The following is a 23,104-nucleotide window of genomic DNA, read 5'->3' on the forward strand; positions in this document are numbered from 1 at the left end:
ACGCCATAAAGAAGAAAAAAGCGGGAAAGGAACACGAGGCAAAAGCCCTCAAACACTCACTACTCACTACTCACTCCGAATGCGCGCCCCTCTGCCTCGACAGGCGCATTACGACGATTCCTATCTGCAGACACAAAGGATGCTATATTGAATCTACAGACACAGGAGAAGAGCCATGACAGCGATGCCACAGGCGCAGCCACTTACCCGGGATCAGGGCGCCACCGGATTGAGAGCGGCCGTGAACATTCTCGACAGATGGCAGGCCTCCACTGAACAGGCTTGCCGGATCCTGCGCATCTCGCGCAGCACTCATTCAAGGGCCAAGCTGGGTGACTCCGCCTGGTCGGTGAGCCTGGACCCGGACCAGATGCAGCGCATCAGTTTCGTATTGAACATTCATGCCGCCCTGCGGACGCTGTTCGACAATCCGGAGAATGCCTACGGCTTCCCGGCAATGGCCAACGGCAATGCCTTTTTCAATGGACGGTCGCCGCTGGACGTCATGTCGCAAGGGGACATGATCTCCCTGTACGAAACGTTCAGGCGCATCGACAGCCTGCGGGGCGCACAGTGGTGACGCCGCTACGGCAACTGGCGGAGCGATCCGGCGGTCAGCAACAGGCCTATCGCCTGGTCAACTCCAAGTTCCCACCGATCGCGCTGTTCGATGATGTCGCAGACGCCAGCGAGTTCGAAACGCTGTACCAGCTCCAGGCTCTGACCAACCCCAGACTGCAGAACGAGACCGGCCGCCTGGAATTGATCCCGCGCGAAGAAATTCCGTTCGGCATCCCGGGCTGTTCGTATGCGACAGCACCCTTCACCCATGTGAACCCCGCGGGATCTCGCTTCAGCGACGGAAGCTACGGCGTGCTCTACCTCGCCGCGACCATGGACACGGCGCTCGCGGAGGTCCGCCACCATCAGGCGCTGTACTGGTCGAAGGTCGCAGGCCTGAGCTTCGAGCGCTTCACCTTCCGCGGCCTGTCGTGCCTGTTCGACGAAAGCGGCATGCTGGACGCCACAGGCCTCCCCTTCAACGATCCTATCTATCACCCGAGCGACTACCGGTATTCCCGGGACTTTGGCAAGTCGATCAAGGAAGCCGGGAAACCGGGGCTTCGCTATCGCTCAGTGAGAAAGGAAGGAAAGGTTTGCTGGGCCCTGATGACACCCAGGCCAGTGGCCTCGATTATCCAGACAGCTCACTATGAAATGATCTGGAACGGCGACATCTCCAGCGTCAGCCTGATCAGCGCCACCTGACGGCGCACCGACCACCGCAAGCACCACTACCTCACCGACCCGATCAAACGCCAGGCACAAAAAAGCCCCCATCACGGGGCTTCTGGCAACTCGGCAATGCAGCGACATCTATGGTGCGGACGGAGAGACTCGAACTCTCACACCTTGCGGCGCCAGAACCTAAATCTGGTGTGTCTACCAATTTCACCACGTCCGCAAAAACGGGGCTTTAAACAAAAGCGCCAGGCGAGGTGCCTGGCGCTTTTCGAATATGGGGTGGACGATGGGAATCGAACCCACGACACCAGGAGCCACAATCCTGTGCTCTACCAACTGAGCTACGCCCACCATATTGCATTTGCTTGTGCCAGACGCCTAATGGCGCACCCGGCAGGACTCGAACCTGCGACCATCCGCTTAGAAGGCGGATGCTCTATCCAGCTGAGCTACGGGCGCTTTATCTGCATTCTATTCGGAGCGCAGACTTGAAGCTCCGGCTGCGAAGGATTTCTCCCTCACCGCCATCTTACCCAGCGGTAGGCTGTGCTCGACAAGCGGGGCGAATCTTATAGAGCAGCCCGCTACCCGTCAACAGTAAATCTCGAAAAATTTCAGCGAGATAAAGGAGTTACAGGGAAACCGGGGCTCGCCGCCTTTGCCGGGCCGCCTCACCATGCGAGAATGCGCGTCCTTTTTCAACCCATCCGATGGTTAGCCAAGCGTCATGACCGCACAATTGATCGACGGTAAAACGATCGCAGCCGATATCCGCCAACAGATCGCCAGGCAGGTTACCGAGCGTCGCGAACAGGGTTTGCGGGCGCCTGGCCTGGCGGTGATCCTGGTCGGCACCGATCCGGCTTCGCAGGTATACGTGGCCCACAAGCGCAAGGACTGCGAAGAGGTCGGTTTCAAGTCCCAGGCCTATGACCTGCCCGCCGACACCGCACAGGATGCCCTGCTCGAGCTGATCGACCAGCTCAACGAAGACCCGTCGGTGGACGGCATCCTCGTCCAGCTGCCGCTGCCCAGGCACCTGGACGCTTCCCTGCTGCTCGAACGCATCCGCCCGGACAAGGATGTCGACGGCTTCCACCCCTACAACATCGGCCGCCTCGCCCAGCGCATGCCGCTGCTGAGGCCCTGCACCCCCAAGGGCATCATGACCCTGCTGCAGAGCACCGGCGTCGACCTCTACGGGCTCGACGCCGTGGTGGTGGGCGCATCGAACATCGTCGGCCGGCCGATGGCCCTCGAGCTGTTGCTGGCCGGCTGCACGACCACCGTCACCCACCGCTTCACCCGAGACCTGGCCGACCACGTCCGCCGCGCCGACCTGGTGGTGGTGGCCACCGGCATTACCGGACTGGTCAAGGGCGAGTGGATCAAGCCGGGGGCGATCGTCATCGATGTCGGCATCAACCGGCAGGCCGATGGCAAGCTGGTCGGCGACGTGGAGTACGAGCCGGCCCTGCAGCGTGCCGGCTGGATCACGCCGGTCCCGGGCGGCGTCGGCCCGATGACCCGCGCCTGCCTGCTGGAAAACACCCTGCACGCGGCCGAGCATCTGCACGCCTGATGCTCGCCTGAAGCCGGCATGAAAACGGCACCCTCGGGTGCCGTTTTGCGTTACGGGCGCAGCGCGATCAGCGCGGCGTCTGCCAGGACTTGATCAGTTCCCCATAGCTCACCGTCTGGCCCTGGGGCTTTTCGTTGGAAAGCTTGGGCTTCGGCGCGCCGGGCTGGCTCAGCCAGTACTCGGGGTCGCGCGGCTCGTTCATCTTCGGGCCGCACTTGGGCTGCACCTTGGCGCGCTCCAGTCGCGCCATCATGGTGTCCTGGGCTTCGGCAAGGCCATCGAGCGCCTCCTGGGGCGTCTTGTCCCCGCTGGCCGCCTCGGCGATGAACTGCCACCACAGCTGCGCCAGGCGCGGATAATCCGGCACGTTGGTGCCGGTCGGCGTCCACTGCACCCGGGCCGGGCTGCGATAGAACTCCACCAGGCCGCCCAGTTTCGGCGCTGCCTCGGTCATCGCCTGGGAGTTGATGTCCGACTCGCGGATCGGCGTCAGCCCCACCAGCGTCTTCTTCAGCGATACGGTCTTGGACACGGTGAACTGCGCGTACAACCAGGCCGCCAGCCGGCGCTTCTCCGGGGTCGAGTCGAGGAAGGTCCAGGCGCCAGCGTCCTGATAACCGAGCTTCATGCCCTCCTCCCAGTACGGCCCCTTCGGCGACGGCGCCATGCGCCACTTGGGCGTACCGTCCTCGTTGACCACCGGCAGCCCCGGCTTGGTCATGTCGGCCGTGAAGGCGGTGTACCAGAAGATCTGCTGAGCGATGTTGCCTTGCGCAGGCACGGGGCCGGACTCGGAAAAGGTCATGCCCTGGGCTTCGCGCGGCGCGTACTCGCGCATCCAGTCGACGTACTTCTGGGTGGCATAGACGGCCGCCGGACCATTGGTCGCGCCGCCGCGCGAGACGCTCGAACCCACCGGATGGCAATCCTCGACGCGAATGCCCCATTCGTCGACCGGCAACCCGTTGGGCAGGCCCTTGTCGCCGGCACCGGCCATGGAGAACCAGGCATCGGTGAAGCGCCAACCGAGCGACGGGTCCTTCTTGCCGTAATCCATGTGGCCATACACCCGCTGGCCGTCGATTTCCTTCACGTGCTTGCTGAAGAACTCGGCGATGTCTTCGTAGGCCGACCAGTTGATCGGCACACCCAGCTCGTAGCCATAGCGCTCCTTGAACTGCGCCTTGAGTTCCGGACGCTCGAACCAGTCGGCGCGGAACCAGTAGAGGTTGGCGAACTGCTGGACCGGCAGCTGGTACACCTTGCCGTCCGGCCCGGTGGTGAACGACAGACCGATGAAGTCCTGCAGATCGAGGGTCGGCAAGGTGTAGTCCTTGGCCTCGTTCTCGATCATGTCGCTGATGGCGACCGCCTTGCCATAGCGAAAATGCGTGCCGATCAGGTCCGAATCGTTGATGTAGCCGTCGTAGATGTTCTTGCCCGACTGCATCTGGGTCTGCAGTTTCTCCACCACATCCCCCTCCTGCATCAGGTCGTGGCGCAGCCGGATGCCGGTGATCTCCTGGAAGGCGCGCGCCAGGGTCTTGGATTCGTACTCGTGGGTGGTGATGGTCTCCGACGCCACGTTGATATCCATGCCGCGAAAGGGTTCGGCCGCCTTGATGAACCAGCGCAACTCCTCCATCTGCTGCTCGGGCGTCAGCGTCGAGGGGTTGAACTCGGATTCGATCCACTTTTTGGCCGCCTCTTCGTAGGCATCGGCCCAGGCCGAGCCGGTGACGCCGGACAACGTCAGCAGGGCCGCCAGCGCCATGCCCTGTCGGGTGTTGTTTTTATTGTCGAACATAGACACCTCCATTGGGTTATTCGGAACAGAGCGGCCTTGCGGCTCACCCCCAGCGCATCACCGCAAACAGCCAGACGACGGACAGCGCGGACGCTATCCAGATGCTCCAGTCGGTCAGCCCCACCAGCATCAGGTGCCAGTAGGCGCTGCCGAGCAATCCGATGAACAGCCGGTCGCCCCGGGTGGTGGTGATCGGCAGCCAGCCACGACGCGGCGCGCAGGGATGGCGCAGCTCCCACAGGGTCATGGTCACCAGCGTCAGCCCTATCGCGCAGAAAAACAGCGCCGTGGGCAGGGTCCAGGCCATCCAGCTCATGTCGCCTCCTATACCCGGCCAAGGGCGAAACCCTTGGCCACATGATTGCGAACGAACCAGATCACCAGCATCCCGGGCAGGATGGTGAGCACGCCCGCCGCCGCGAGCACGCCCCAGTCGATGCCGGAAGCCGAAACGGTCCGGGTCATCACGGCGACGATGGGCTTGGCATCGACCGAGGTCAGGGTGCGGGCCAGCAGCAGCTCCACCCAGGAAAACATGAAGCAGAAGAAGGCCGTCACGCCGATCCCCGAGCCGATCAGGGGGATGAACAGCTTCACGAAGAACTTGGGAAAGCTGTAGCCGTCGAGGTAGGCCGTCTCGTCGATTTCCTTGGGCACGCCCGACATGAAGCCCTCGAGAATCCACACCGCCAGCGGCACGTTGAACAGGCAATGCGCCAGCGCCACGGCGATGTGGGTGTCGAACAACCCGATCGACGAATAGAGCTGGAAGAACGGCAACAGGAACACCGCGGGCGGCGCCATGCGGTTGGTCAGCAGCCAGAAGAACAGGTGCTTGTCGCCGAGAAAGCGGAAGCGCGAGAACGCGTACGCGGCCGGCAGTGCCACCACCAGCGAGATCACCGTATTGAGACAGACGTAGTACAGCGAATTGATGTAGCCGCTGTACCAGGATCGGTCGGTGAAGATCACCCGGTAGTTGTCCAGGGTGAAGTCCCGTGGCCAGAGCGTGAGCCCACCGAGTATCTCGGTGTTGCTCTTGAACGACATGTTCATCAGCCAGTAGATGGGCACCATCAGGAAGAGGATGTACACCAGCAGCACGACACGCTTGCGCAGGCTCATGGTTGGCTCCTCAGCGCGTCTGATCGCCGTGCGTCATGGCCGTGTAGAACAGCCAGGACACCAGCAGGATGATGAGGAAGTAGATCAGCGAGAACGCCGCCGCAGGCCCCAGGTCGAACTGGCCGACCGCCATCTTGGTCAGCGTCTGGCTGAGGAAGGTGGTCGCGTTGCCAGGCCCGCCGCCGGTCAGCACGAAGGGTTCGGTGTAGATCATGAAGCTGTCCATGAAGCGCAGCATCACGGCGATCAGCAGCACGCTCTTGAGCTTGGGCAGCTGGATGTGGCGAAACACCGCCCAGGCCGAGGCGCGGTCGATACGCGCGGCCTGGTAATACACGTCCGGGATCGCGCGCAGCCCCGAGTAACAGAGCAGCGCGACCAGCGAAGTCCAGTGCCAGACGTCCATCACCAGCACCGTCACCCAGGCGTCGCGGGTGTTGGAGGCGTAGTTGTAGCTGATCCCCAGGGCGTTCAGCGCGTAGCCCAGCAGGCCGATGTCGGCGCGGCCGAAAATCTGCCAGATGGTCCCCACCACGTTCCACGGAATCAGCAGCGGAATGGCCATCACGATCAGGCAGAACGAGGCCCAGCGCCCCCGGGTCGGCATCGTCAGCGCAACGGCGATGCCCAGCGGAATCTGGATCAGCAGCACGCAGCCGGAAAAGATGAACTGGCGCAGCAGCGAGTCGTGCAGGCGGGGGTCGCGCAGCACCTGGCGGTACCAGTCGGCACCGACCAGGAAGCGGGTCGAGGAATCGAAGATGTCCTGCACCGAATAGTTGACCACGGTCATCATCGGCAGGACGGCGCTGAAGGCCACCAGCGCGAATACCGGCAACACCAGCCACCAGGCGCGGTTGTTAGGGGTGCGGTTCATGGGTGCGCCTCCACCAGCAGGTCGTCGGCATAAAGCATCAGCCACTGCGCCGGGAACGACACCCAGACCACCTCGCGCGCCGGGCTCTGCTCCTCCGGCAGGCGGGCCTTGAGCAGATGGCCCTGCAGGCGAACGCTGAGGATCTTGTAGGTGCCCAGGTCTTCGAGGCGCACCACCTCGGCCTGCATCGCGCCGGCACAGGGCTCGTCGACGACATGAATGAACTCGGGACGGATGCCGATCTGCAGGCGCTTGCCCGCCAGCGCCGGAAGCTGCCCGCGCAGCGCCTCGGGCAGCGGCAGGTGCTGTTCGCCGAAGCCGACGCCGCCCTGCTCGGCCTGGACCTCGATCAGGTTCATCCCGGGGCTGCCGACGAAAAAACCGACGAAGGTGTGGCGTGGCCGCTCGAACAGCTCGCGCGGCGTGCCGAACTGGACGATCTGCCCGCCGTGCATCACCGCGATCTTGTCGGCGAAGGTCGAGGCCTCCAGCTGATCGTGGGTGACGTAGATCATGGTGATGTTGAACTGCTCGTGGATCTGCTTGAGCTTGCGCCGCAGCTTCCATTTGAGGTGCGGGTCGATCACCGTCAGCGGTTCGTCGAAGAGGATCGCGGAGACGTCGTCACGTACCAGGCCACGCCCCATCGAGACCTTCTGCTTCTCGTCGGCCGTCAGGTTGCGCGCCTTCCGGCCCAGCAACGGCTGCAGGTCCAGTACCTCGGCGATCTCGTTCACCTTGCTCGTCACCCGCGCCTCGGCCAGGCCCTGATTGCGCAGCGGGAAGGCCAGGTTGTCGAACACCGTCATGGTGTCGTACACCACCGGAAATTGGAAAACCTGGGCGATGTTGCGCTGCTCCGGCGTCAGCCGGTTCACCTCCCGCGCGTCGAACAGCACTTTGCCTTCGGACGGGCTGAGCAGGCCGGAGATGATGTTGAGCAGGGTCGACTTGCCACAGCCGGACGGCCCCAGCAGGGCGTAGGCGCCGCCCTGCTCCCAGACATGGTCCATCTCGCGGATCGCATAGTCCTGCGGCCCCGCCGGCCGTTCGGCATAGCTGTGGGCCAGGTTCTGCAGGCGGATTTCGGCCATGGTCAGCTCCTAGGCACGCCGCGCCGGCGCCTGGGCCAGGCGGCCCTGCGCGTCGAACACGAACAGCTTGTGGGTCGGGATGTAGACGCGGATCGGCGAATCCACCGGGTAGTCGTGCACCCCTTGCAGGTGCAGCACCAGGCCGAAGTGGTCGTTGCGCACGTGGAGGAAGGTCTCCGAGCCGCTGATTTCGGCCAGCTCGACGCTGCCCGATACCTCGAGGTCATCGTCGTTAGAAGGCACCAGGCCAATGTGGCTCGGCCTGACGCCGAAGCGGTAATCGCCTTCGCCGAGCGTTCGCAGGTCGGCGTTCAGGGGAAAGTGCAGGCAATCCATGAAGCTCACCTCGGCGGCGGCGATGCGCCCGGGCAACAGGTTGATCGGCGGCTCGGAGAACAGCTCGGCCGCGAGCATCTGGTTGGGCCGATGGTAGACCTCGGCGGTCGGCCCGCTCTGCAGCACCCGTCCCTCGTGCAGAACGGTGGCGGTGCCGCCCAGGGCCAGCGCCTCGTTGGGCTCGGTGGTGGCGTATACCGCGATGCTGCGGCGGGTGCGGAACAGCTCGCGCATCTCCTGGCGCAGCTCCTCGCGCAGCTTGTAGTCGAGGTTGACCAGGGGCTCGTCGAACAGCACCAGCTCGGCGTCCTTGACCAGCGCGCGGGCCATCGCCGTGCGCTGCTGCTGCCCGCCGGAGAGCTCCAGCGGGAGCCGATCCAGATACGCCTCGATGTGCAGCATTTCGGCGGTTTCGCGGACCCGGCGCTCGACTTCGGCCCTGGCCACGCCGGCCTGGCGCAACGGCGAGGCGATGTTCTCGAAGACGCTCAAGGTCGGGTAGTTGATGAACTGCTGATAGACCATCGACACGTTGCGCTTGCGCACCGGCACGCCGGTCACGTCCACCCCGTCGATCAGGATCCGTCCGCGGGTCGGCTTGTCCAGCCCGGCCATCAGGCGCATCAGCGAGGTCTTGCCGGACAGCGTGCGACCGATCAGCACGTTGAAGGAACCGGGCTCGAAATGCAGGTTCGCCTCATCGATGTGAAGCTGGCCGTCCACCGCTCTGGAGACATGATCCAGGGTAAGTGACATGACGCATCCTTATGGTTGTCATGCCGACTCCCATAGCGACAACCATGCCATCGCCCACGGCCGCGTCTGGCACGGCCCTTCTCCGCTGGAGACGGAGTTTGCCGCTGTTCAAATGAACATTTTCGAACATTGACAGTGAACAGATCTGAACAAGACTGTTCAGTTAGCTCCCCCGCGAGCCTCGCCAGAACAACAAGAACGCGCAGCGCGCAAGGCACAGCCATGGTCCATAGCGCCAAGGTCGCATCCCATCACGCCATGATCAGAGAGTCCTGGGCGCGGTGCGAAGAATACGGCCTCACCCACCGCAGCCATCCGGTCTTCGGTCGACCCGCGGCCGACGAGGTCAGCCTCCTGCTCGAGCGGCGAGAGCGCCTGGTGCACACGACCCAGCGCGAGGTGCTGCCCTACTACGACAACATCCTCTCCAACACCCGTTGCCTGATCCTGCTGGCGGACGACCAGGGTCGGCTCCTGCAGGCCTGGGGCGACCGGCGCTTCGTCGAGCCGACGCAGCAGGCCGGGTTCGCCAGCGGCGCCAGCTGGGTCGAGCGCACCACCGGCACCAATGCGATCGGCACGGCGCTGTTCAGCGGCCAGGCGGTGCACATCCAGCGCGACGAGCATTTCCTCGAGGCCAACCGCTACCTCACCGGCGCGGCGGCGCCGATCTTCGATGCCGAGCGGCGGCTGGTCGGCGTGCTCGATGTCTCCAGCGACAGTTACCTGCCGCCCTCCCACACCCTGGGCATGGTCAAGGTGATGAGCCAGTCGGTGGAGAACCGCCTGCTGCTCAACCTGTTCCATGACGACTATTTCCAGCTGACCTTCAACACCGGACAGGACAGCCTCGACAGCCAGTGGGCGGGCCTGCTGATCTTCGACGAAGCGGGCGAAGTGGTCTGCGCCAACCGGCGGGCCGACAGCCTGCTGGGCATGCCGCTGGCGCGGATGCGCATCGAGTCGCTGTTCGACCTGCCGCTGCGCCAGCTGCTGGATCAGCCCGAGGATCGCCCGCTGGTGCTGCATGCGACCGGTCGGCATCGCTTCCACGGTCGGTTGCGCCGCCCGTTGCGGCCAAGGCGCCCGGCCCAGGCCTGCGCGCACCGGCACGCATCTCCGGCGATCGAACTGGGCGATCCCCGCGTGCACGCCAAGGTCGAGCAGGCGCAGCGTCTGCTGGAGAAGGACATCCCCCTGCTCATCCAGGGCGAAACCGGCGTTGGCAAGGAAGTGCTGGTCAGGGTGCTGCATCGGCGCAGCAGCCGGGCCGATGCGCCGCTGATCGCCGTCAACTGCGCGGCGATACCGGCCGAGCTGATCGAGTCCGAGCTGTTCGGCTACGAAAAAGGCGCCTTTACCGGCGCCAGCCACAAGGGCAGCGTCGGGCTGATCCGCAAGGCCAACGGCGGCATCCTGTTTCTCGACGAGATAGGCGACATGCCGCCGGCGCTGCAGGCGCGGCTGTTGCGCGTGCTGCAGGAGCGCAGCGTGCAACCGCTCGGGGGCGGCGAGCCCTGCGCGGTGGATTTTCGGCTGATCTGCGCCACCCATCGCTCGCTGCGCGAGGAGATCCAGGCCGGGCGCTTCCGGCAGGACCTGTACTACCGCATCAGCGGGCTTAGCCTGACCCTTCCGCCGTTACGCGAGCGCAGCGACCGTCAGGCGCTGTTTCAGCAGCTGTGGGCGCAGCACCGCGAACCGCACCAGACGCAAGGCCTGAGCCAGGAAGTGCTGGAGCTGTTCGCGCGGCATCCCTGGCCGGGCAATCTGCGTCAGGCCAGCAGCGTCGTTCAGGTCGCGCTGGCGCTGGCCGAGGAGCAGCCGATCGGCCTCGAGCACCTGCCGGAAGACTTCTTCGCCGATCTCGACGCCTCGACCTGCGAGCGCCGGTCCCTCGCCACGCTCTCCGACGTGCTGCCGTTCCGATCGCTCGATGGCAGGGCCTTGGGCGAACAGCTCGCGGCGTGCGGCGGCAATGTCTCGAACCTCGCACGGCGCCTGGGCATCAGCCGCAACACGCTCTACAAGCGCCTGCGCGCCGAAGGGCTGTATTCCTCCATCGACTCCGCATAGCGCCCGATACGGCACTCATCGCGCCCTGCCCTGGGATTCGCGCGGGCCGAGCAGCGCGGTGGCGCCCTGGGGCTTGCGGGCGAACCAGAGCACCCGGCTCACACCCCGTGTGATCGCGACGTACGCCAGCCGCAGCGACTCATCGGCCATCGCCTGGTCATAGCTGCTGCGAAAGAAACCGCACCGGGCATACAACGCGTTGCGCAGCGGGTGCGGGGCGCCCGGCAGGCAGTCGTCGACGATGATCGCCACCTCCGCCTGCAGCCCCTTGGCCCGGTGAATCGTCATCGCCTTCACCGGCAAGCCGGGCGCCAGCTGTGCCTGGATCTGCTTGAGGGGCTCGTTTCGCCGGCTCAGCAGCAAAACCGCCGTCCGTTCGCGCCCGCCGCGCGCGGCGGCATGCCGGCACTGCGTCGCGATCTCCTGCAGCAGGCCCGGCAATCCCGTGCGGATGTCGAAGGGCGTGACCAGCCGGACGCCATGATCGCCGTCCTGCAGCGGCCGAACCGCTTCGCTCTGCTTGGGCTGCTTGCAGGCGACCGCCGAAAGCACCGCTTCCCCGTCGCGGATGATCGGCTCGATGGAGCGGTAGTTGGTACCCAGCACCAGTTGCGTACTGCGCGCCTTGCCCTTGACCGGGAAGTGTCGATCGAAATCGATGAACAGCTCCGGCGAACTGCCCCGCCAGCCGTAGATCGACTGCCAGTCGTCGCCAATGGCCATCAGGCTGACCGCCCGCCGCTCGCCAGCCAGCCGCCGGTGCAGCGCCTGCAGCCACTGTACGATCTGCGGGGAGATGTCCTGGAACTCATCGATCAACAGATGCCCGAACGGCTCGAGCAGCTCGCCGGGCATCGGCTCGTTGCCGGCCAGCCTCGCGGTCAGCTGGGCGAAGGCGTCATCGAAGGTCATCAGGTCTCGGGCTCGCAGCGCGGCCTGGAAATGTTCCCAGAACAGCACCAGCGCCTCGCAGAACGTCCGCTCGCGAGCGCTGCAGGCCAGCGATTGCGGGTCCAGGCTGCCGATGCAAAGGCCGATGCTCTGCATGAACCCGGCCTGCTGGAAGAAGGCCTCGTGCAGCGGCGCCGGGCTCAGCTCGCCTTCGAGCCTGAAGGGCGTCGTCGGCGCTCTGGGCAGCGGCTCGCTTTCATCGGGTGGTGAGGAGCCGAGCAAGGCGTGGACATGGCGGCGAAAACGAGCGTCACCGGCATAGGCACTGTCGTACGCCTGGTGCAGCAGCTGCCGCTGCGCGGCGCCGAGCCGGCCGCCCGCGAGGGGGTTGTCCAGCTCCCTGGTACCCGCCGCCGCGCCCTCGCCCAGCTGCTCGAACCAGGCCGGATTGCCCAGCAGCGCCTTGGCCATCACCCCCATCGCCGAATGGAAGGTACGCACGCATTGGCGCGCCTGCGTCTGGTCGAAGGGATGCTGCCAGAACGCGAGCACCCTGATCAGCTGCGCGCGCAACTCCGCACAGGAGGCGTTGGTGAAGGAGATCACCGTGATGCGCCCGGGCTCGATGTCCAGGTGGCGGAGCATGAACACCAGGCGCAGCACCAGCGTCGTCGACTTGCCCGACCCGGCCCCGGCGAAGATCCGGGTCAGCGGCTGGTCGCTGAGGATCATCGCCCACTGCGCCGGAGACGGCTCGCTGACCACGCCGGCCCGCGCCGCAGCCGCGACCTGGGCGCGCATCGCCTGGATTTTCGCCTGCGTCACGGGCATCGGCGTCGCGCTGTAGATGCCCCGCGCGCGGGCTACCTTCGGTGTCGCTGCGGCCTTGCGCTTTCCGCTCCCCTCGGCGGACGCCGTCTTGGCCCGGGACGAGGTCTTGCGCGGCTTCGTCGCCGCCTTGCGGCGCTTGGGTTTCGCCGCACGGGCGGCGGCCTCGCGCTCGGCCCGCAGATAGGCGGTGGTGCGTGGGAAATAGCGCGCGAGCGCCTTGGCGATGAGTTGCGTGTAGCGCTGTACAGCGGAGGGCATCGAAAGGGTCCAACCGGAAGGGATGGCCGAGGTGACTGGGCCGGGTTCTGGATCAGTCGTCGCGGGTCAGCACTTCGAGCAGCTCGATCTCGAAGATCAGGTTGGAATGCGGCTTGATGTGCTCGCCCACCTGCCGCTCGCCGTAGGCCAGCGATGCCGGTACGAACAGCCGACGCTTGCCGCCGACGCGCATCCCCATCAGCCCCTGGTCCCAACCCTTGATGACCCGGCCGGTACCGATCACGCACTGAAACGGCTTGCCGCGCGCATGGGAGGAATCGAACCGCGTGCCGTCCTCCAGGGTGCCATCGTAGTGCGTGGTGATCAGGGCGCCCTTGACCACTTCCTTGCCGTCGCCCATCACCAGATCTTCAACCTGTAACTGCGTGCTCATCGCCGTTCCTCGTTTCGCCATGAAAAACGCCGCCCGCAGGCGGCGCTCGGTCATCCAGCCGGGCTAATCGGCCAGACGCCAGGTGGTACCGCCCTTGCCGTCTTCCAGGACCACGCCCATGGCGCTCAGCTGGTCGCGGATACGGTCGGACTCGGCCCAGTTCTTTTCGGCACGCGCCTGCAGGCGCGCGGCGATCAGCGCCTCGACCTCGGCGGCATCGACCTTGCCTTCGGCGCCCGCCTGGAGGAAGGCGTCCGGGTCCAGCTGCAGCACGCCGAGCAGTCCGCCCAGCTGCTTGAGCCGCGCCGCGAGCGCGGCCGCCGTTTCCGGCTCGCTGTCGCGCAGGCGGTTGACTTCCCGGGCAAGCTCGAACAGCACGGAGCAGGCGCCGGCCGTATTGAAGTCATCGTCCATCGCCGCGCCAAAGCGCTCCACGAAGGCCTCGCCCCCGGCGGGCTCGGCCGCCGGCAATCCCTTGAGCGCGTTGTAGAAGCGCTCCAGCGCGGCCTTGGCTTCGCGCAGGTTGTCTTCGGAATAGTTGATCGGGCTGCGATAGTGGCTGGCGATCAACAGGTAGCGCACCACCTCGGGGTGATACTTCTCCAGCACCTCGCGGATGGTGAAGAAGTTGCCCAGCGACTTGGACATCTTCTCGCCGTTGATGGTGATCATCCCGCAGTGCAGCCAGGATTTGGCGTAGGGCTTGCCGGTGGCCGCCTCGCTCTGGGCGATCTCGTTCTCGTGGTGCGGGAATTCCAGGTCGTTGCCGCCGCCATGGATGTCGAACGACTCGCCCAGGCAGCAGGTGGACATCACCGAGCATTCGATGTGCCAGCCAGGACGGCCCTTGCCCCACGGCGAATCCCAGCTCGGCTCGCCGGGCTTGGCGCCCTTCCAGAGCACGAAGTCCAGCGGGTCTTCCTTCGCCTCGCCCGGCTCGATGCGGGCACCGATGCGCAGGTCCTCGATGCGCCGGCGCGACAGCTTGCCGTAGCCGGCGAAGCGCCCGACGCGGTAGTAGACGTCGCCATTGCCCGGCGCGTAGGCGAAGCCCTTGTCGATCAGCGTCTGGATCATCGCGTGCATGCCGGCGATGTGATCGGTCGCACGCGGCTCCTGGTCCGGCTTGAGGATGTTGAGGCGCGCTTCGTCCTCGTGCATCGCGGCGATCATGCGCTCGGTGAGCACGTCGAAGGCTTCGCCGTTCTCGCGGGCACGGTTGATGATCTTGTCGTCGATGTCGGTGATGTTGCGCACGTAGGTCAGGTCATAACCGCTGTGGCGCAACCAGCGGGTGATCACGTCGAAGGCGACCATGCTGCGCCCATGACCCAGGTGGCAGTAGTCGTAGACGGTCATGCCGCAGACGTACATGCGCACGCTGTTGCCTTCCAGCGGCTGGAAGACTTCCTTGGTCTTGCTGAGCGTGTTGTAGATCGAGAGCGCCATCACTGTCCCCAGGAATCACGCAGGGTGACGGTGCGGTTGAACACCGGCGCGCCGGGCCTGGAGTCCTTCAGGTCGGCGCAGAAATAGCCTTCGCGCTCGAACTGGAAACGCTCCTCGGGCTGCGCCTGGGCCAGCGACGGCTCGGCGCGGCAGCCGGTCAGCACGACCAGCGACTCCGGGTTGATGTTGTCGAGGAAGCTGCCGCCCTCCTCGCTCTTTTCCGGATTGGCCGAACGGAACAGGCGATCGTACAGGCGCACCTCGCATTCGACGCTCTCGGCGGCCGGCACCCAGTGGATCACGCCCTTGACCTTGCGCCCTTCCGGGTTCTTGCCGAGGGTGTTCTCGTCATAGGAGCAACGCAGTTCGACGACGTTACCGGCGGCGTCCTTGATCGCTTCGTCGGCGCGGATCACGTAGCTGCCGCGCAGGCGCACTTCCCCGCCGGGAATCAGCCGCTTGTAGCCGGCGGGCGGGACTTCCTCGAAGTCGCTGGCATCGATGTACAGCTCGCGGGAGAACGGCAGCACGCGCACGCCCATATCCTGCTTCGGATGGCGCGGCAGCTCGAGGTTCTCGACCTTGCCTTCGGGGTAGTTGGTGATCACCACCTTCAGCGGCTTGAGCACGCACATGGCACGGGCGGCATTGGCGTCCAGGTCCTCGCGGATGGCGAACTCCAGCATGCCGATGTCCACCACGCCGCCGGCGCGGTTGACGCCGATCATGTCGCAGAAGGTCCGGATCGAAGCCGGCGTGTAGCCACGGCGGCGATAGCCGGACAGCGTCGACATGCGCGGATCGTCCCAGCCGTTGACGTGCTTCTCGTCGACCAGCTGCTTGAGCTTGCGCTTGCTGGTGATGGTGTAGTTCAGGTTGAGCCGGGCGAATTCGTACTGGCGCGGCTTGGCCGGGACCGGGAGGTTATCCAGGAACCACTCGTACAGCGGGCGGTGATCTTCGAACTCCAGGGTGCAGATCGAGTGGGTGATGCCTTCGAGGGCGTCGGACTGACCGTGGGTGAAGTCGTAGCTCGGGTAGATGCACCACTTGTCGCCGGTCTGGTGGTGATGGGCATGGCGGATGCGGTAGAGAATCGGGTCGCGCAGGTTCATGTTCGGCGCGGCCATGTCGATCTTCGCCCGCAGCGCCCGCGCGCCATCGGGGAACTCGCCGGCCTTCATCCGTGCGAAGAGGTCCAGGTTCTCCTCCACGCTGCGGTCGCGGAACGGGCTGTTCCTGCCCGGCTCGGTGAGCGTGCCGCGGTACTCGCGCGCCTGCTCAGGAGAAAGATCATCGACATAGGCCTTGCCGGCCTTGATCAGGTGGATCGCCCAGTCGTGCAGCTGATCGAAGTAATTGGAGGCGTAGCGCTCTTCTCCCGCCCACTGGAAGCCCAGCCACTGCACGTCGCTCTTGATCGCGTCGATGTATTCCTGGTCTTCCTTGGCCGGGTTGGTGTCGTCGAAACGCAGGTTGCACTCGCCGCCGAACTCCTCGGCCAGGCCGAAGTTCAGGCAGATCGACTTGGCGTGGCCGATGTGCAGGTAGCCGTTGGGCTCCGGCGGAAAACGGGTGATGACCTTCGCATGTTTACCCGTGTCCAGGTCGGCCTGGACGATGGGGCGAAGAAAGTTCGAAGCGGCGACAGTCTCGGGCTTGCTCATGGCGTCCTTAACGTTATGCGGTGCGCGGCTCAGGGTAGGCCGGTCAGATCAAAGGGCTTATGATAGCGGACCCGTCAACCCCCTGACAGAGCAAAGCGCCTACGCCATGCCTGGTTCAGAGGTGGCGGCACGAGGCAGCGATCCGTGCTGAACCTGCAGCATTTGCTCCAGCGTCACTGTCGCAACGCTATCTGCCCACCGAAACGGAATAGTTCAGATGATCAAACTCCACACCAACCACGGCGTCATCACCCTCAAGCTGTTCGAAGACAAGGCCCCGGCAACGGTGGCCAACTTCAAGGAGTACGTGAGTGCCGGCCATTACGACAACACGGTGTTCCACCGGGTGATCGGCAACTTCATGATCCAGGGCGGCGGCTTCGAGCCGGGCATGAAGCAGAAGCCAACCCGCACCCCGATCAAGAACGAGGCCAACAACGGCCTGTCGAACAAGGTCGGCACCGTCGCCATGGCCCGCACCATGGAACCGCACTCGGCCTCCGCGCAGTTCTTCATCAACGTCGCCGACAACACCTTCCTCGACCACACCGCGCCCACCGTGCAGGGCTGGGGCTATGCGGTCTTCGGTGAAGTGACCGACGGCATGGACGTGGTGAACAAGATCAAGGGCGTGGCCACGACCATGAAGTCGGGTCACCAGGACGTGCCGGTCGATGACGTCATCATCGAAAAGGCCGAAATTGTCGAGTGATGATGTGATCCTGCTGATCTCGGATCTGCACCTCGAAGAACAACGCCCGGACATCACCCGGGCGTTTCTGCATTTTCTCGAGACCCGCGCGCCACAGGCCAAGGCGCTCTACATCCTGGGCGACTTCTTCGAAGCCTGGATCGGTGACGACGCCATGTCGCCCTTTCAGCACTCGATCGCCAAGGCCCTGCGCAGGCTCAGCGATGGCGGCGTCGCGGTCTATCTCATGCATGGCAACCGCGACTTTCTGCTTGGCCGGGACTTCTGCCGCGAAGCCGGCTGCACCCTGCTGGCCGACCCCTGCGTGCAACGTTTCAACGGCGAACCGGTGCTGCTGATGCACGGCGACAGCCTCTGCACCCGCGACGAGGCCTACATGCGTCTGCGCCGCTGGCTACGCAACCCGTTGAGCCTGTTCGTCCTGCGCAACCTGCCGCTCTCCACACGGCAGAAACTGGCGAGCAATCTGCGCCGGCAGAGCCGCGAACAGACCCGCATGAAGGCCAGCGACATCGTCGACGTCACGCCCGAGGAAGTACCGCCCTTGCTGCGCCGGCATGGCGTCACACGCCTGATCCATGGCCACACCCACCGACCGGCGATTCACGAGCTGGAAATAGACGGCCATCCGGCCCAGCGCATCGTGCTCGGCGACTGGGATCGCCAAGGCTGGGCGCTCCAGGTGGACGAGCACGGCTATCGGCTCGACCCCTTCCCCCTCTCCTAGCGACGCAACGGCTGCGCCCGGAATCCGCTATCGCTAGGCCGCCGCGCCGCTGTGGAAACGCAGCTCCTCGTCCGGCGTCAGGATCGCGTCGCGTTCGACCTCGGCGAAGAACGCGACCCGATCGTCGATCGGCTCGCCAGCGTATTGGGCGGCCATCTTCAGGTAGTCCTGATAGTGGCGCGCTTCGGACTTGAGCAGCGAGCGGTAGAAGGTGCCCAGCTCCTCGTCCAGGTGCGGAGCCAGCCGGTAGAACCGCTCGCACGAACGCGCCTCGATGAAGGCTCCGACAATCAGGGTATCGACCAGCTTGTGCGGCTCGCTGGTGCGGATGTGCTTGTGCAGACGCTGGGCGTAGAGCGACGCGCTCACCGGTCGGTACGCCACCCCGCGCTTTTTCATCAGGGCCGCCACCTGCTCGAAATGCCGCAACTCCTCACGGGCCAGCCGGGAGAGCTTGTATTGCAGGTCGGCTTTCTCAACATAGCGAAACAGCAGCGTCAGCGCCGTGGAGGCCGCCTTCTTCTCGCAGTTGGCGTGGTCGATCAGCAGCACGTCCTGATGAGCCAGGGCCTGCTCGATCCAGCCGGCGGGCGTTGGGCACAACAGGAAGGTTTCGATTTCGGGCAGCAACATGGGCGTCCTGGACGGGTCCTGTGAAAAGGCGCGCCATTATACGAATGGCGCGCATGGCGGCCAGCCCGCCAGTCTGACTCAGGTCAAAACCAACGGGCGAAACGACCCTCTATAGTGAAAGTCAGCCCAATCCACGCGCAGGAGAACGATCATGCAAGCCATCCGCCGTATTCTGGTCATCATCGATGCGCACGAGGATCAGGGCTTCGTGCTCAAGCGCGCCAAACTCATCGCCGGTGTCGCCCAGTCGCACCTGCATCTGCTGGTCTGCGAACGCAAGCACGACCACGGCGAGCTTCTGCAGCGGCTGCAGGCCTCGCTGCGAGAAGAAGGCTTCAGCGTCAGCGGCGAACAGGCCTGGCACGACAACCCCTGGCAAACCGCGGTCGTCGTGCAGCAGGCCCAGGGCTGCGGGCTGGTGATCAAACAGCACCTGCCCGACAACCCGCTCAAGCGCGCCCTGCTCACGCCGGACGACTGGAAACTGCTGCGCTACTGCCCCTGCCCGGTGCTGATGGTCAAGACCGACAAGCCCTGGACCGGCGGCAAGATTCTCGCCGCGGTGGATGTCGGCAACGCCGATCTGGAGCACCGCACCCTGCATGCGGGCATCGTCAGCCACGGGTACGAGATCGCGCGCCTGGCCTCAGGCGAGCTGCACGTGATCAGCGCGCACCCTTCGGCCATGCTCTCGGCCGCCGATCCGGCCTTTCAGCTGCGCGAAACCATCGAAGAACGTTACCGCGAGGCCTGCAAGGCCTTCCAGGCCGAGTACGGGATCGCGGACGCACAGCTGCACATCGAGGAAGGCCCGGCCGACGCGCTGATTCCGAAGGTGTCGCACGAGCTGGGCGCCGTGGTGACGGTGATCGGCACCGTTGCCCGCACCGGGTTCTCCGGAGCGCTGATGGGCAATACCGCAGAAGTCGTGCTCGACGCCCTGGAGAGCGATGTGCTGGTGCTCAAGCCCGACGAGATCATCGATCACCTCGAGGAGCTGGTCGCCCGTCGCTGAGCGCGCGACTAGACGCGCACCTCCATGCCCTCGACCAGGAAGCGCGGTGCGATGTAGCGATCGTAGTGCGCTTCCGAGAGCAGGAAGAATTCGCGATCGATGGCCTCGCGCAGCTGCGGCAGGGGCCAGTCGCGAAACTCGGGCAGCAGCGCGATACCGTAGGCCTCCACCTGCTGGATCACCCGCGAGCCGCGCGCGATCAGCTGGTACGCCCAGCAATAAGGCGACTGCTCCGGGACGAAACGCACCTGCCGCGTTTCCAGCTGGCTGCGCAGCAGCGGCGCATCGAACACCTCCAGCTTGGCGGTCATCACCTGCACCAGAAGGATCTCCAGGCGCCGCCACACGGCACGCTTCTCCTCGTCGCTATAGGCATTCCAGTTCACCACTTCGTGATGGAAGCGCTTGCAGCCGCGGCAGACGAGATCGCCATAGACGGTCGAACAGAGGCCGACACAGGGCGTTTTGATGCGATGGTTGGACATGGGACGTGAATGATCTGAACAGGCGCGCATCTTAGACTTTTGTCCAAGCCCGGTCACCGCCGCCGTCGCCGCGCTCACGCCCATGCCGCGTGGCGGGCGCTGCGCGGCAACCGCGCCGCTGCGGCACATGGACGCAGCGCGAGGCCGTCGCCGCTTAACTTCAGCGGCTCTTTCCAGTAGAATCAGCCCGCCGTTTTAGGCGCCACTGTCCACAAGAAGCTGTTTTCAAAGCGTCACGAGCACAGTTGAACCGGCTGCAAGCCGGGCGCGCAGAATCAAGTTTTTGCCCTCCCGGCCTCATCATCCGCCGTAAAACTTTGAAAACAGCTTCCGGATGTGCGTTCCGATGAAACCCATTGGAACCAATGATGAGGGTATAACTGTGCTTGAAGCCTACCGCAAACACGTACAAGAGCGTGCCGACCAGGGCATCGTGCCCCAGCCGCTGAACGCTGAGCAGACCGCAGGCCTGGTCGACCTCCTGAAGAACCCGCCCGCCGGCGAAGAAGAATTTCTCCTCGATCTGATCACCAACCGCGTGCCGCCGGGCGTGGACGAAGCCGCCTACGTCAAGGCCGCGTTCCTGTCCGCCCTGGCCAAGGGCGAAGCGACCTCCCCGCTGATCAGCAAGCAGCGCGCCGTCGAACTCCTCGGCACCATGCAGGGCGGCTACAACATCGCCACCCTGGTCGAGCTGCTGGACGATGCCGACCTCGGCGCCACCGCCGCCGAACAGCTCAAGCACACCCTGCTGATGTTCGACGCCTTCCATGACGTCGCCGAAAAGGCCAAGGCCGGCAATGCCAACGCCAAAGCCGTCCTGCAGTCCTGGGCCGATGGCGAGTGGTTCAAGAAGCGCCCGATGCTGGCCGAGAAGATCAGCCTGACCGTGTTCAAGGTCACCGGCGAAACCAACACCGACGACCTCTCCCCGGCGCCCGACGCCTGGTCGCGCCCCGACATCCCGCTGCATGCCCTGGCCATGCTGAAGATGGCTCGCGAAGGCATCGAACCCGACCAGCCGGGCTCCATCGGCCCGCTGAAGCAGATCGAAGGCCTGCGCGCCAAGGGCTTCCCGATCGCCTACGTCGGCGACGTGGTCGGTACCGGCTCCTCGCGCAAGTCCGCCACCAACTCGGTGCTGTGGTTCTTCGGCGATGACATCCCGTACGTGCCGAACAAGCGCGCCGGTGGCTTCTGCTTCGGCTCCAAGATCGCCCCGATCTTCTACAACACCATGGAAGACGCCGGCGCCCTGCCGATCGAGTTCGACGTCTCCGGCCTGAACATGGGCGACGTCATCGACGTCTATCCGTACGCAGGCAAGGTCTGCAAGCACGGCACCGAAGAGGTGCTGGCCACCTTCGAGATGAAGACGCCCGTACTGCTGGACGAAGTCCGCGCCGGCGGCCGTATTCCGCTGATCGTGGGTCGCGGCCTGACCGACAAGGCGCGTGCCGAGCTGGGCATGGGCCCGACCGACCTATTCAAGCTGCCTGAAGCCCCCGTCGACACCGGCAAGGGTTACACCCTGGCGCAGAAGATGGTCGGCAAGGCCTGCGGTCTGCCGGAAGGCAAAGGCGTCCGTCCGGGCACCTATTGCGAACCGAAGATGACGACTGTCGGCTCCCAGGACACCACGGGCCCGATGACCCGCGACGAACTCAAGGACCTGGCGTGCCTGGGCTTCTCGACCGACCTGGTGATGCAGTCCTTCTGCCACACCGCGGCCTATCCGAAGCCGATCGACGTCAAGACCCACCACACGCTGCCTGATTTCATCATGACCCGCGGTGGCGTTTCCCTGCGCCCGGGCGATGGCATCATCCACAGCTGGCTGAACCGCATGCTGCTGCCCGACACCGTCGGCACCGGCGGCGATTCGCACACCCGCTTCCCGATCGGCATTTCCTTCCCGGCCGGTTCCGGCCTGGTGGCCTTCGCCGCCGCCACCGGCGTGATGCCGCTGGACATGCCCGAGTCGGTACTGGTGCGCTTCAAGGGCAAGATGCAGCCTGGCATCACCCTGCGCGACCTGGTTCACGCAATTCCCTACTACGCGATCCAGAAGGGACTTCTGACCGTCGAGAAGAAGGGCAAGAAGAACATCTTCTCCGGCCGCATCCTGGAGATCGAAGGCCTCGAGTCGCTGACCGTCGAGCAGGCGTTCGAACTGTCCGACGCTTCCGCCGAGCGCTCCGCTGCCGGTTGCACCATCAAGCTGTCGAAGGAGTCGATCGCCGAGTACCTGAAATCCAACATCACCCTGCTGCGCTGGATGATCGGTGAAGGTTACGGCGATGCGCGCACCCTGGAGCGCCGTGCACAGGCGATGGAAGCCTGGCTGGCCAATCCGGAACTGATGACCGCCGACGCCGACGCCGAATACACCGAAGTCATCGAGATCGATCTGGCCGAAGTGACCGAGCCCGTGCTCTGCGCACCGAACGATCCGGACGATGCCCGCCTGCTCTCTCAGGTGGCCGGCGACAAGATCGACGAAGTGTTCATCGGTTCGTGCATGACCAACATCGGCCACTTCCGCGCTGCCGGCAAGCTGCTCGACAAGGTCAAGGGCGGCATCCCGACCCGTCTGTGGCTGGCTCCGCCGACCAAGATGGACGCCCACCAGCTGACCGAAGAAGGCTACTACGGCATCTACGGCAAGGCCGGTGCGCGGATGGAAATGCCGGGCTGCTCGCTGTGCATGGGTAACCAGGCGCGCGTCGCCTCGAACTCGACAGTGGTCTCCACCTCCACCCGCAACTTCCCGAACCGCCTGGGAGACGGCGCCAACGTCTACCTGGCATCCGCCGAACTGGCCTCGGTCGCCTCAATCCTGGGTCGCCTGCCAACGGTCGAGGAATACATGCAGTACGCAGCGGACATCGACAGCATGGCTGCCGACGTCTACCGCTACCTGTCCTTCGACCAGATCGCAGAGTTCCGCGAAGCGGCGGCCAACGCGAAGATCCCGGTGATCCAGGCCTAAGGGTCGGCAACAAGAAGAAGCCCCGCCTCGTGCGGGGCTTTTTTTCGCCCGCTGCCTGACCCTATGGCGCGCCTGCAGCCGAAACGCCGGACACTGCCGCCAGATCGCCAGATCGCAGACAAAGAAAAGCCCGGCATGAGCCGGGCTTTTCT

20 protein-coding genes and 3 tRNA genes are annotated in these 23,104 nt (G+C 64.9%); 8 read left to right on the forward strand and 15 right to left on the reverse strand.

The annotated features are described in order from the left end of the window. The first annotated feature begins 175 nt into the window (after positions 1 to 175). Positions 176 to 580, forward strand: coding sequence for an antitoxin Xre-like helix-turn-helix domain-containing protein (locus DN824_RS06080; protein ID WP_138407456.1), 405 nt, complete (start codon positions 176 to 178; stop codon positions 578 to 580). After that, complete coding sequence (locus DN824_RS06085) at positions 577 to 1,269, forward strand: RES family NAD+ phosphorylase (protein ID WP_138407570.1); 693 nt, start codon at positions 577 to 579, stop codon at positions 1,267 to 1,269. Before DN824_RS06080 ends, DN824_RS06085 begins: the two co-directional genes overlap by 4 nt. A 111-nt stretch (positions 1,270 to 1,380) precedes the next feature. Here DN824_RS06085 and DN824_RS06090 read toward each other — a convergent pair. The 3 genes from DN824_RS06090 to DN824_RS06100 all read right to left on the reverse strand — a co-directional run bounded on the left by DN824_RS06090 (position 1,381) and on the right by DN824_RS06100 (position 1,704). Continuing rightward, positions 1,381 to 1,465 (reverse strand) — tRNA-Leu (locus DN824_RS06090). 55 nt (positions 1,466 to 1,520) lie between these two features. After that, positions 1,521 to 1,596, reverse strand: a tRNA-His gene (locus DN824_RS06095). A gap of 31 nt (positions 1,597 to 1,627) precedes the next feature. Continuing rightward, positions 1,628 to 1,704 (reverse strand) — tRNA-Arg (locus DN824_RS06100). A 268-nt stretch (positions 1,705 to 1,972) separates the two neighbouring features. Between DN824_RS06100 and folD the strand changes: the two genes are divergently transcribed. Continuing rightward, complete coding sequence (gene folD, locus DN824_RS06105; protein ID WP_138407457.1) at positions 1,973 to 2,827, forward strand: bifunctional methylenetetrahydrofolate dehydrogenase/methenyltetrahydrofolate cyclohydrolase FolD; 855 nt, start codon at positions 1,973 to 1,975, stop codon at positions 2,825 to 2,827. A gap of 67 nt (positions 2,828 to 2,894) precedes the next feature. Here folD and DN824_RS06110 read toward each other — a convergent pair whose 3' ends face one another. The 6 genes from DN824_RS06110 to DN824_RS06135 are packed head-to-tail and all read right to left on the reverse strand — an operon-like array spanning position 2,895 to position 8,822. Beyond that, positions 2,895 to 4,634: an ABC transporter substrate-binding protein gene (locus tag DN824_RS06110; protein WP_138407458.1), complete on the reverse strand. Its 1,740-nt coding sequence runs from the start codon at positions 4,632 to 4,634 to the stop codon at positions 2,895 to 2,897. 43 nt (positions 4,635 to 4,677) lie between these two features. Then, a complete protein-coding gene (locus DN824_RS06115; protein ID WP_138407459.1) occupies positions 4,678 to 4,950 on the reverse strand; it encodes a DUF2160 domain-containing protein in 273 nt (90 codons plus the stop codon). 8 nt (positions 4,951 to 4,958) lie between these two features. Continuing rightward, a complete protein-coding gene (locus DN824_RS06120) occupies positions 4,959 to 5,759 on the reverse strand; it encodes a carbohydrate ABC transporter permease (RefSeq protein ID WP_138407460.1) in 801 nt (266 codons plus the stop codon). A 10-nt stretch (positions 5,760 to 5,769) separates the two neighbouring features. Next, entirely contained in the window at positions 5,770 to 6,636 is an 867-nt protein-coding gene (locus DN824_RS06125) for a carbohydrate ABC transporter permease (RefSeq protein ID WP_138407461.1), read from the reverse strand. Beyond that, the gene (locus DN824_RS06130; RefSeq protein WP_138407462.1) at positions 6,633 to 7,730 is read right to left on the reverse strand and encodes an ABC transporter ATP-binding protein; all 1,098 of its coding nucleotides are present in this window, start codon (positions 7,728 to 7,730) and stop codon (positions 6,633 to 6,635) included. The genes DN824_RS06125 and DN824_RS06130 overlap by 4 nt, the downstream gene beginning before the upstream one ends. 9 nt (positions 7,731 to 7,739) lie before the next feature. Continuing rightward, positions 7,740 to 8,822 (reverse strand): ABC transporter ATP-binding protein, encoded by a 1,083-nt coding sequence (locus DN824_RS06135; protein ID WP_138407463.1) that lies wholly within the window; start codon positions 8,820 to 8,822, stop codon positions 7,740 to 7,742. 222 nt (positions 8,823 to 9,044) lie between these two features. Between DN824_RS06135 and DN824_RS06140 the strand changes: the two genes are divergently transcribed. Next, entirely contained in the window at positions 9,045 to 10,898 is a 1,854-nt protein-coding gene (locus tag DN824_RS06140) for a sigma-54-dependent Fis family transcriptional regulator (protein ID WP_138407464.1), read from the forward strand. A 15-nt stretch (positions 10,899 to 10,913) separates the two neighbouring features. Here the strand turns inward: DN824_RS06140 and DN824_RS06145 are convergent, their stop codons facing one another. The 4 genes from DN824_RS06145 to DN824_RS06160 form a co-directional block, all read right to left on the reverse strand. Further along, on the reverse strand, positions 10,914 to 12,878 hold the full coding sequence (locus tag DN824_RS06145) for a DEAD/DEAH box helicase (protein WP_138407465.1): 1,965 nt from the start codon (positions 12,876 to 12,878) through the stop codon (positions 10,914 to 10,916). A gap of 52 nt (positions 12,879 to 12,930) precedes the next feature. Further along, positions 12,931 to 13,272, reverse strand: a complete 342-nt coding sequence (locus tag DN824_RS06150; RefSeq protein ID WP_138407466.1) for an FKBP-type peptidyl-prolyl cis-trans isomerase — start codon at positions 13,270 to 13,272, stop codon at positions 12,931 to 12,933. A 63-nt stretch (positions 13,273 to 13,335) separates the two neighbouring features. Continuing rightward, positions 13,336 to 14,721, reverse strand: a complete 1,386-nt coding sequence (cysS, locus tag DN824_RS06155; RefSeq protein ID WP_138407467.1) for a cysteine--tRNA ligase — start codon at positions 14,719 to 14,721, stop codon at positions 13,336 to 13,338. Continuing rightward, complete coding sequence (locus DN824_RS06160; RefSeq protein WP_138407468.1) at positions 14,721 to 16,388, reverse strand: glutamine--tRNA ligase/YqeY domain fusion protein; 1,668 nt, start codon at positions 16,386 to 16,388, stop codon at positions 14,721 to 14,723. Before DN824_RS06160 ends, cysS begins: the two co-directional genes overlap by 1 nt. Positions 16,389 to 16,605: 217 nt before the next feature. On the opposite strand from DN824_RS06160, the gene DN824_RS06165 reads away from it, so the two are divergent. Next, positions 16,606 to 17,100 carry a peptidylprolyl isomerase gene (locus DN824_RS06165; protein WP_138407469.1) on the forward strand — a complete coding sequence of 165 codons (495 nt, stop codon included), beginning with the start codon at positions 16,606 to 16,608 and terminating at the stop codon, positions 17,098 to 17,100. Positions 17,101 to 17,104: 4 nt separating this feature from the next. Next, on the forward strand, positions 17,105 to 17,827 hold the full coding sequence (lpxH, locus tag DN824_RS06170) for a UDP-2,3-diacylglucosamine diphosphatase (protein ID WP_138407470.1): 723 nt from the start codon (positions 17,105 to 17,107) through the stop codon (positions 17,825 to 17,827). Between the two features lie 33 nt (positions 17,828 to 17,860). Here lpxH and DN824_RS06175 read toward each other — a convergent pair whose 3' ends face one another. Continuing rightward, a complete protein-coding gene (locus tag DN824_RS06175; RefSeq protein ID WP_138407471.1) occupies positions 17,861 to 18,460 on the reverse strand; it encodes a MiaE family protein in 600 nt (199 codons plus the stop codon). Between the two features lie 151 nt (positions 18,461 to 18,611). Between DN824_RS06175 and DN824_RS06180 the strand changes: the two genes are divergently transcribed. Then, a complete protein-coding gene (locus DN824_RS06180; protein ID WP_138407472.1) occupies positions 18,612 to 19,475 on the forward strand; it encodes a universal stress protein in 864 nt (287 codons plus the stop codon). Positions 19,476 to 19,483: 8 nt separating this feature from the next. On the opposite strand, the gene DN824_RS06185 is transcribed toward DN824_RS06180, so the two are convergent. Continuing rightward, positions 19,484 to 19,960 (reverse strand): DUF1289 domain-containing protein, encoded by a 477-nt coding sequence (locus DN824_RS06185; RefSeq protein ID WP_138407473.1) that lies wholly within the window; start codon positions 19,958 to 19,960, stop codon positions 19,484 to 19,486. A gap of 382 nt (positions 19,961 to 20,342) precedes the next feature. Here DN824_RS06185 and acnB point away from each other — a divergent pair, with 382 nt between their 5' ends. Further along, a complete protein-coding gene (acnB, locus tag DN824_RS06190) occupies positions 20,343 to 22,952 on the forward strand; it encodes a bifunctional aconitate hydratase 2/2-methylisocitrate dehydratase (RefSeq protein WP_138407474.1) in 2,610 nt (869 codons plus the stop codon). Positions 22,953 to 23,104: the final 152 nt, after the last annotated feature.

It is taken from the genome of Stutzerimonas nosocomialis (genome assembly GCF_005876855.1).
Taxonomy (GTDB): Bacteria; Pseudomonadota; Gammaproteobacteria; order Pseudomonadales; family Pseudomonadaceae; genus Stutzerimonas; species Stutzerimonas nosocomialis.

Coding starts and splice junctions, on each gene's coding strand:
- DN824_RS06080 (WP_138407456.1), top strand. CDS start 176: ATGACAGCGATGCCACAGGCGCAGCCACTTACCCGGGATCAGGGCGCC.
- folD (WP_138407457.1), top strand. CDS start 1,973: ATGACCGCACAATTGATCGACGGTAAAACGATCGCAGCCGATATCCGC.
- DN824_RS06110 (WP_138407458.1), bottom strand. CDS start 4,634: ATGTTCGACAATAAAAACAACACCCGACAGGGCATGGCGCTGGCGGCC.
- DN824_RS06115 (WP_138407459.1), bottom strand. CDS start 4,950: ATGAGCTGGATGGCCTGGACCCTGCCCACGGCGCTGTTTTTCTGCGCG.
- DN824_RS06120 (WP_138407460.1), bottom strand. CDS start 5,759: ATGAGCCTGCGCAAGCGTGTCGTGCTGCTGGTGTACATCCTCTTCCTG.
- DN824_RS06125 (WP_138407461.1), bottom strand. CDS start 6,636: ATGAACCGCACCCCTAACAACCGCGCCTGGTGGCTGGTGTTGCCGGTA.
- DN824_RS06130 (WP_138407462.1), bottom strand. CDS start 7,730: ATGGCCGAAATCCGCCTGCAGAACCTGGCCCACAGCTATGCCGAACGG.
- DN824_RS06135 (WP_138407463.1), bottom strand. CDS start 8,822: ATGTCACTTACCCTGGATCATGTCTCCAGAGCGGTGGACGGCCAGCTT.
- DN824_RS06140 (WP_138407464.1), top strand. CDS start 9,045: ATGGTCCATAGCGCCAAGGTCGCATCCCATCACGCCATGATCAGAGAG.
- DN824_RS06145 (WP_138407465.1), bottom strand. CDS start 12,878: ATGCCCTCCGCTGTACAGCGCTACACGCAACTCATCGCCAAGGCGCTC.
- DN824_RS06150 (WP_138407466.1), bottom strand. CDS start 13,272: ATGAGCACGCAGTTACAGGTTGAAGATCTGGTGATGGGCGACGGCAAG.
- cysS (WP_138407467.1), bottom strand. CDS start 14,721: ATGGCGCTCTCGATCTACAACACGCTCAGCAAGACCAAGGAAGTCTTC.
- DN824_RS06160 (WP_138407468.1), bottom strand. CDS start 16,388: ATGAGCAAGCCCGAGACTGTCGCCGCTTCGAACTTTCTTCGCCCCATC.
- DN824_RS06165 (WP_138407469.1), top strand. CDS start 16,606: ATGATCAAACTCCACACCAACCACGGCGTCATCACCCTCAAGCTGTTC.
- DN824_RS06175 (WP_138407471.1), bottom strand. CDS start 18,460: ATGTTGCTGCCCGAAATCGAAACCTTCCTGTTGTGCCCAACGCCCGCC.
- DN824_RS06180 (WP_138407472.1), top strand. CDS start 18,612: ATGCAAGCCATCCGCCGTATTCTGGTCATCATCGATGCGCACGAGGAT.
- DN824_RS06185 (WP_138407473.1), bottom strand. CDS start 19,960: ATGTCCAACCATCGCATCAAAACGCCCTGTGTCGGCCTCTGTTCGACC.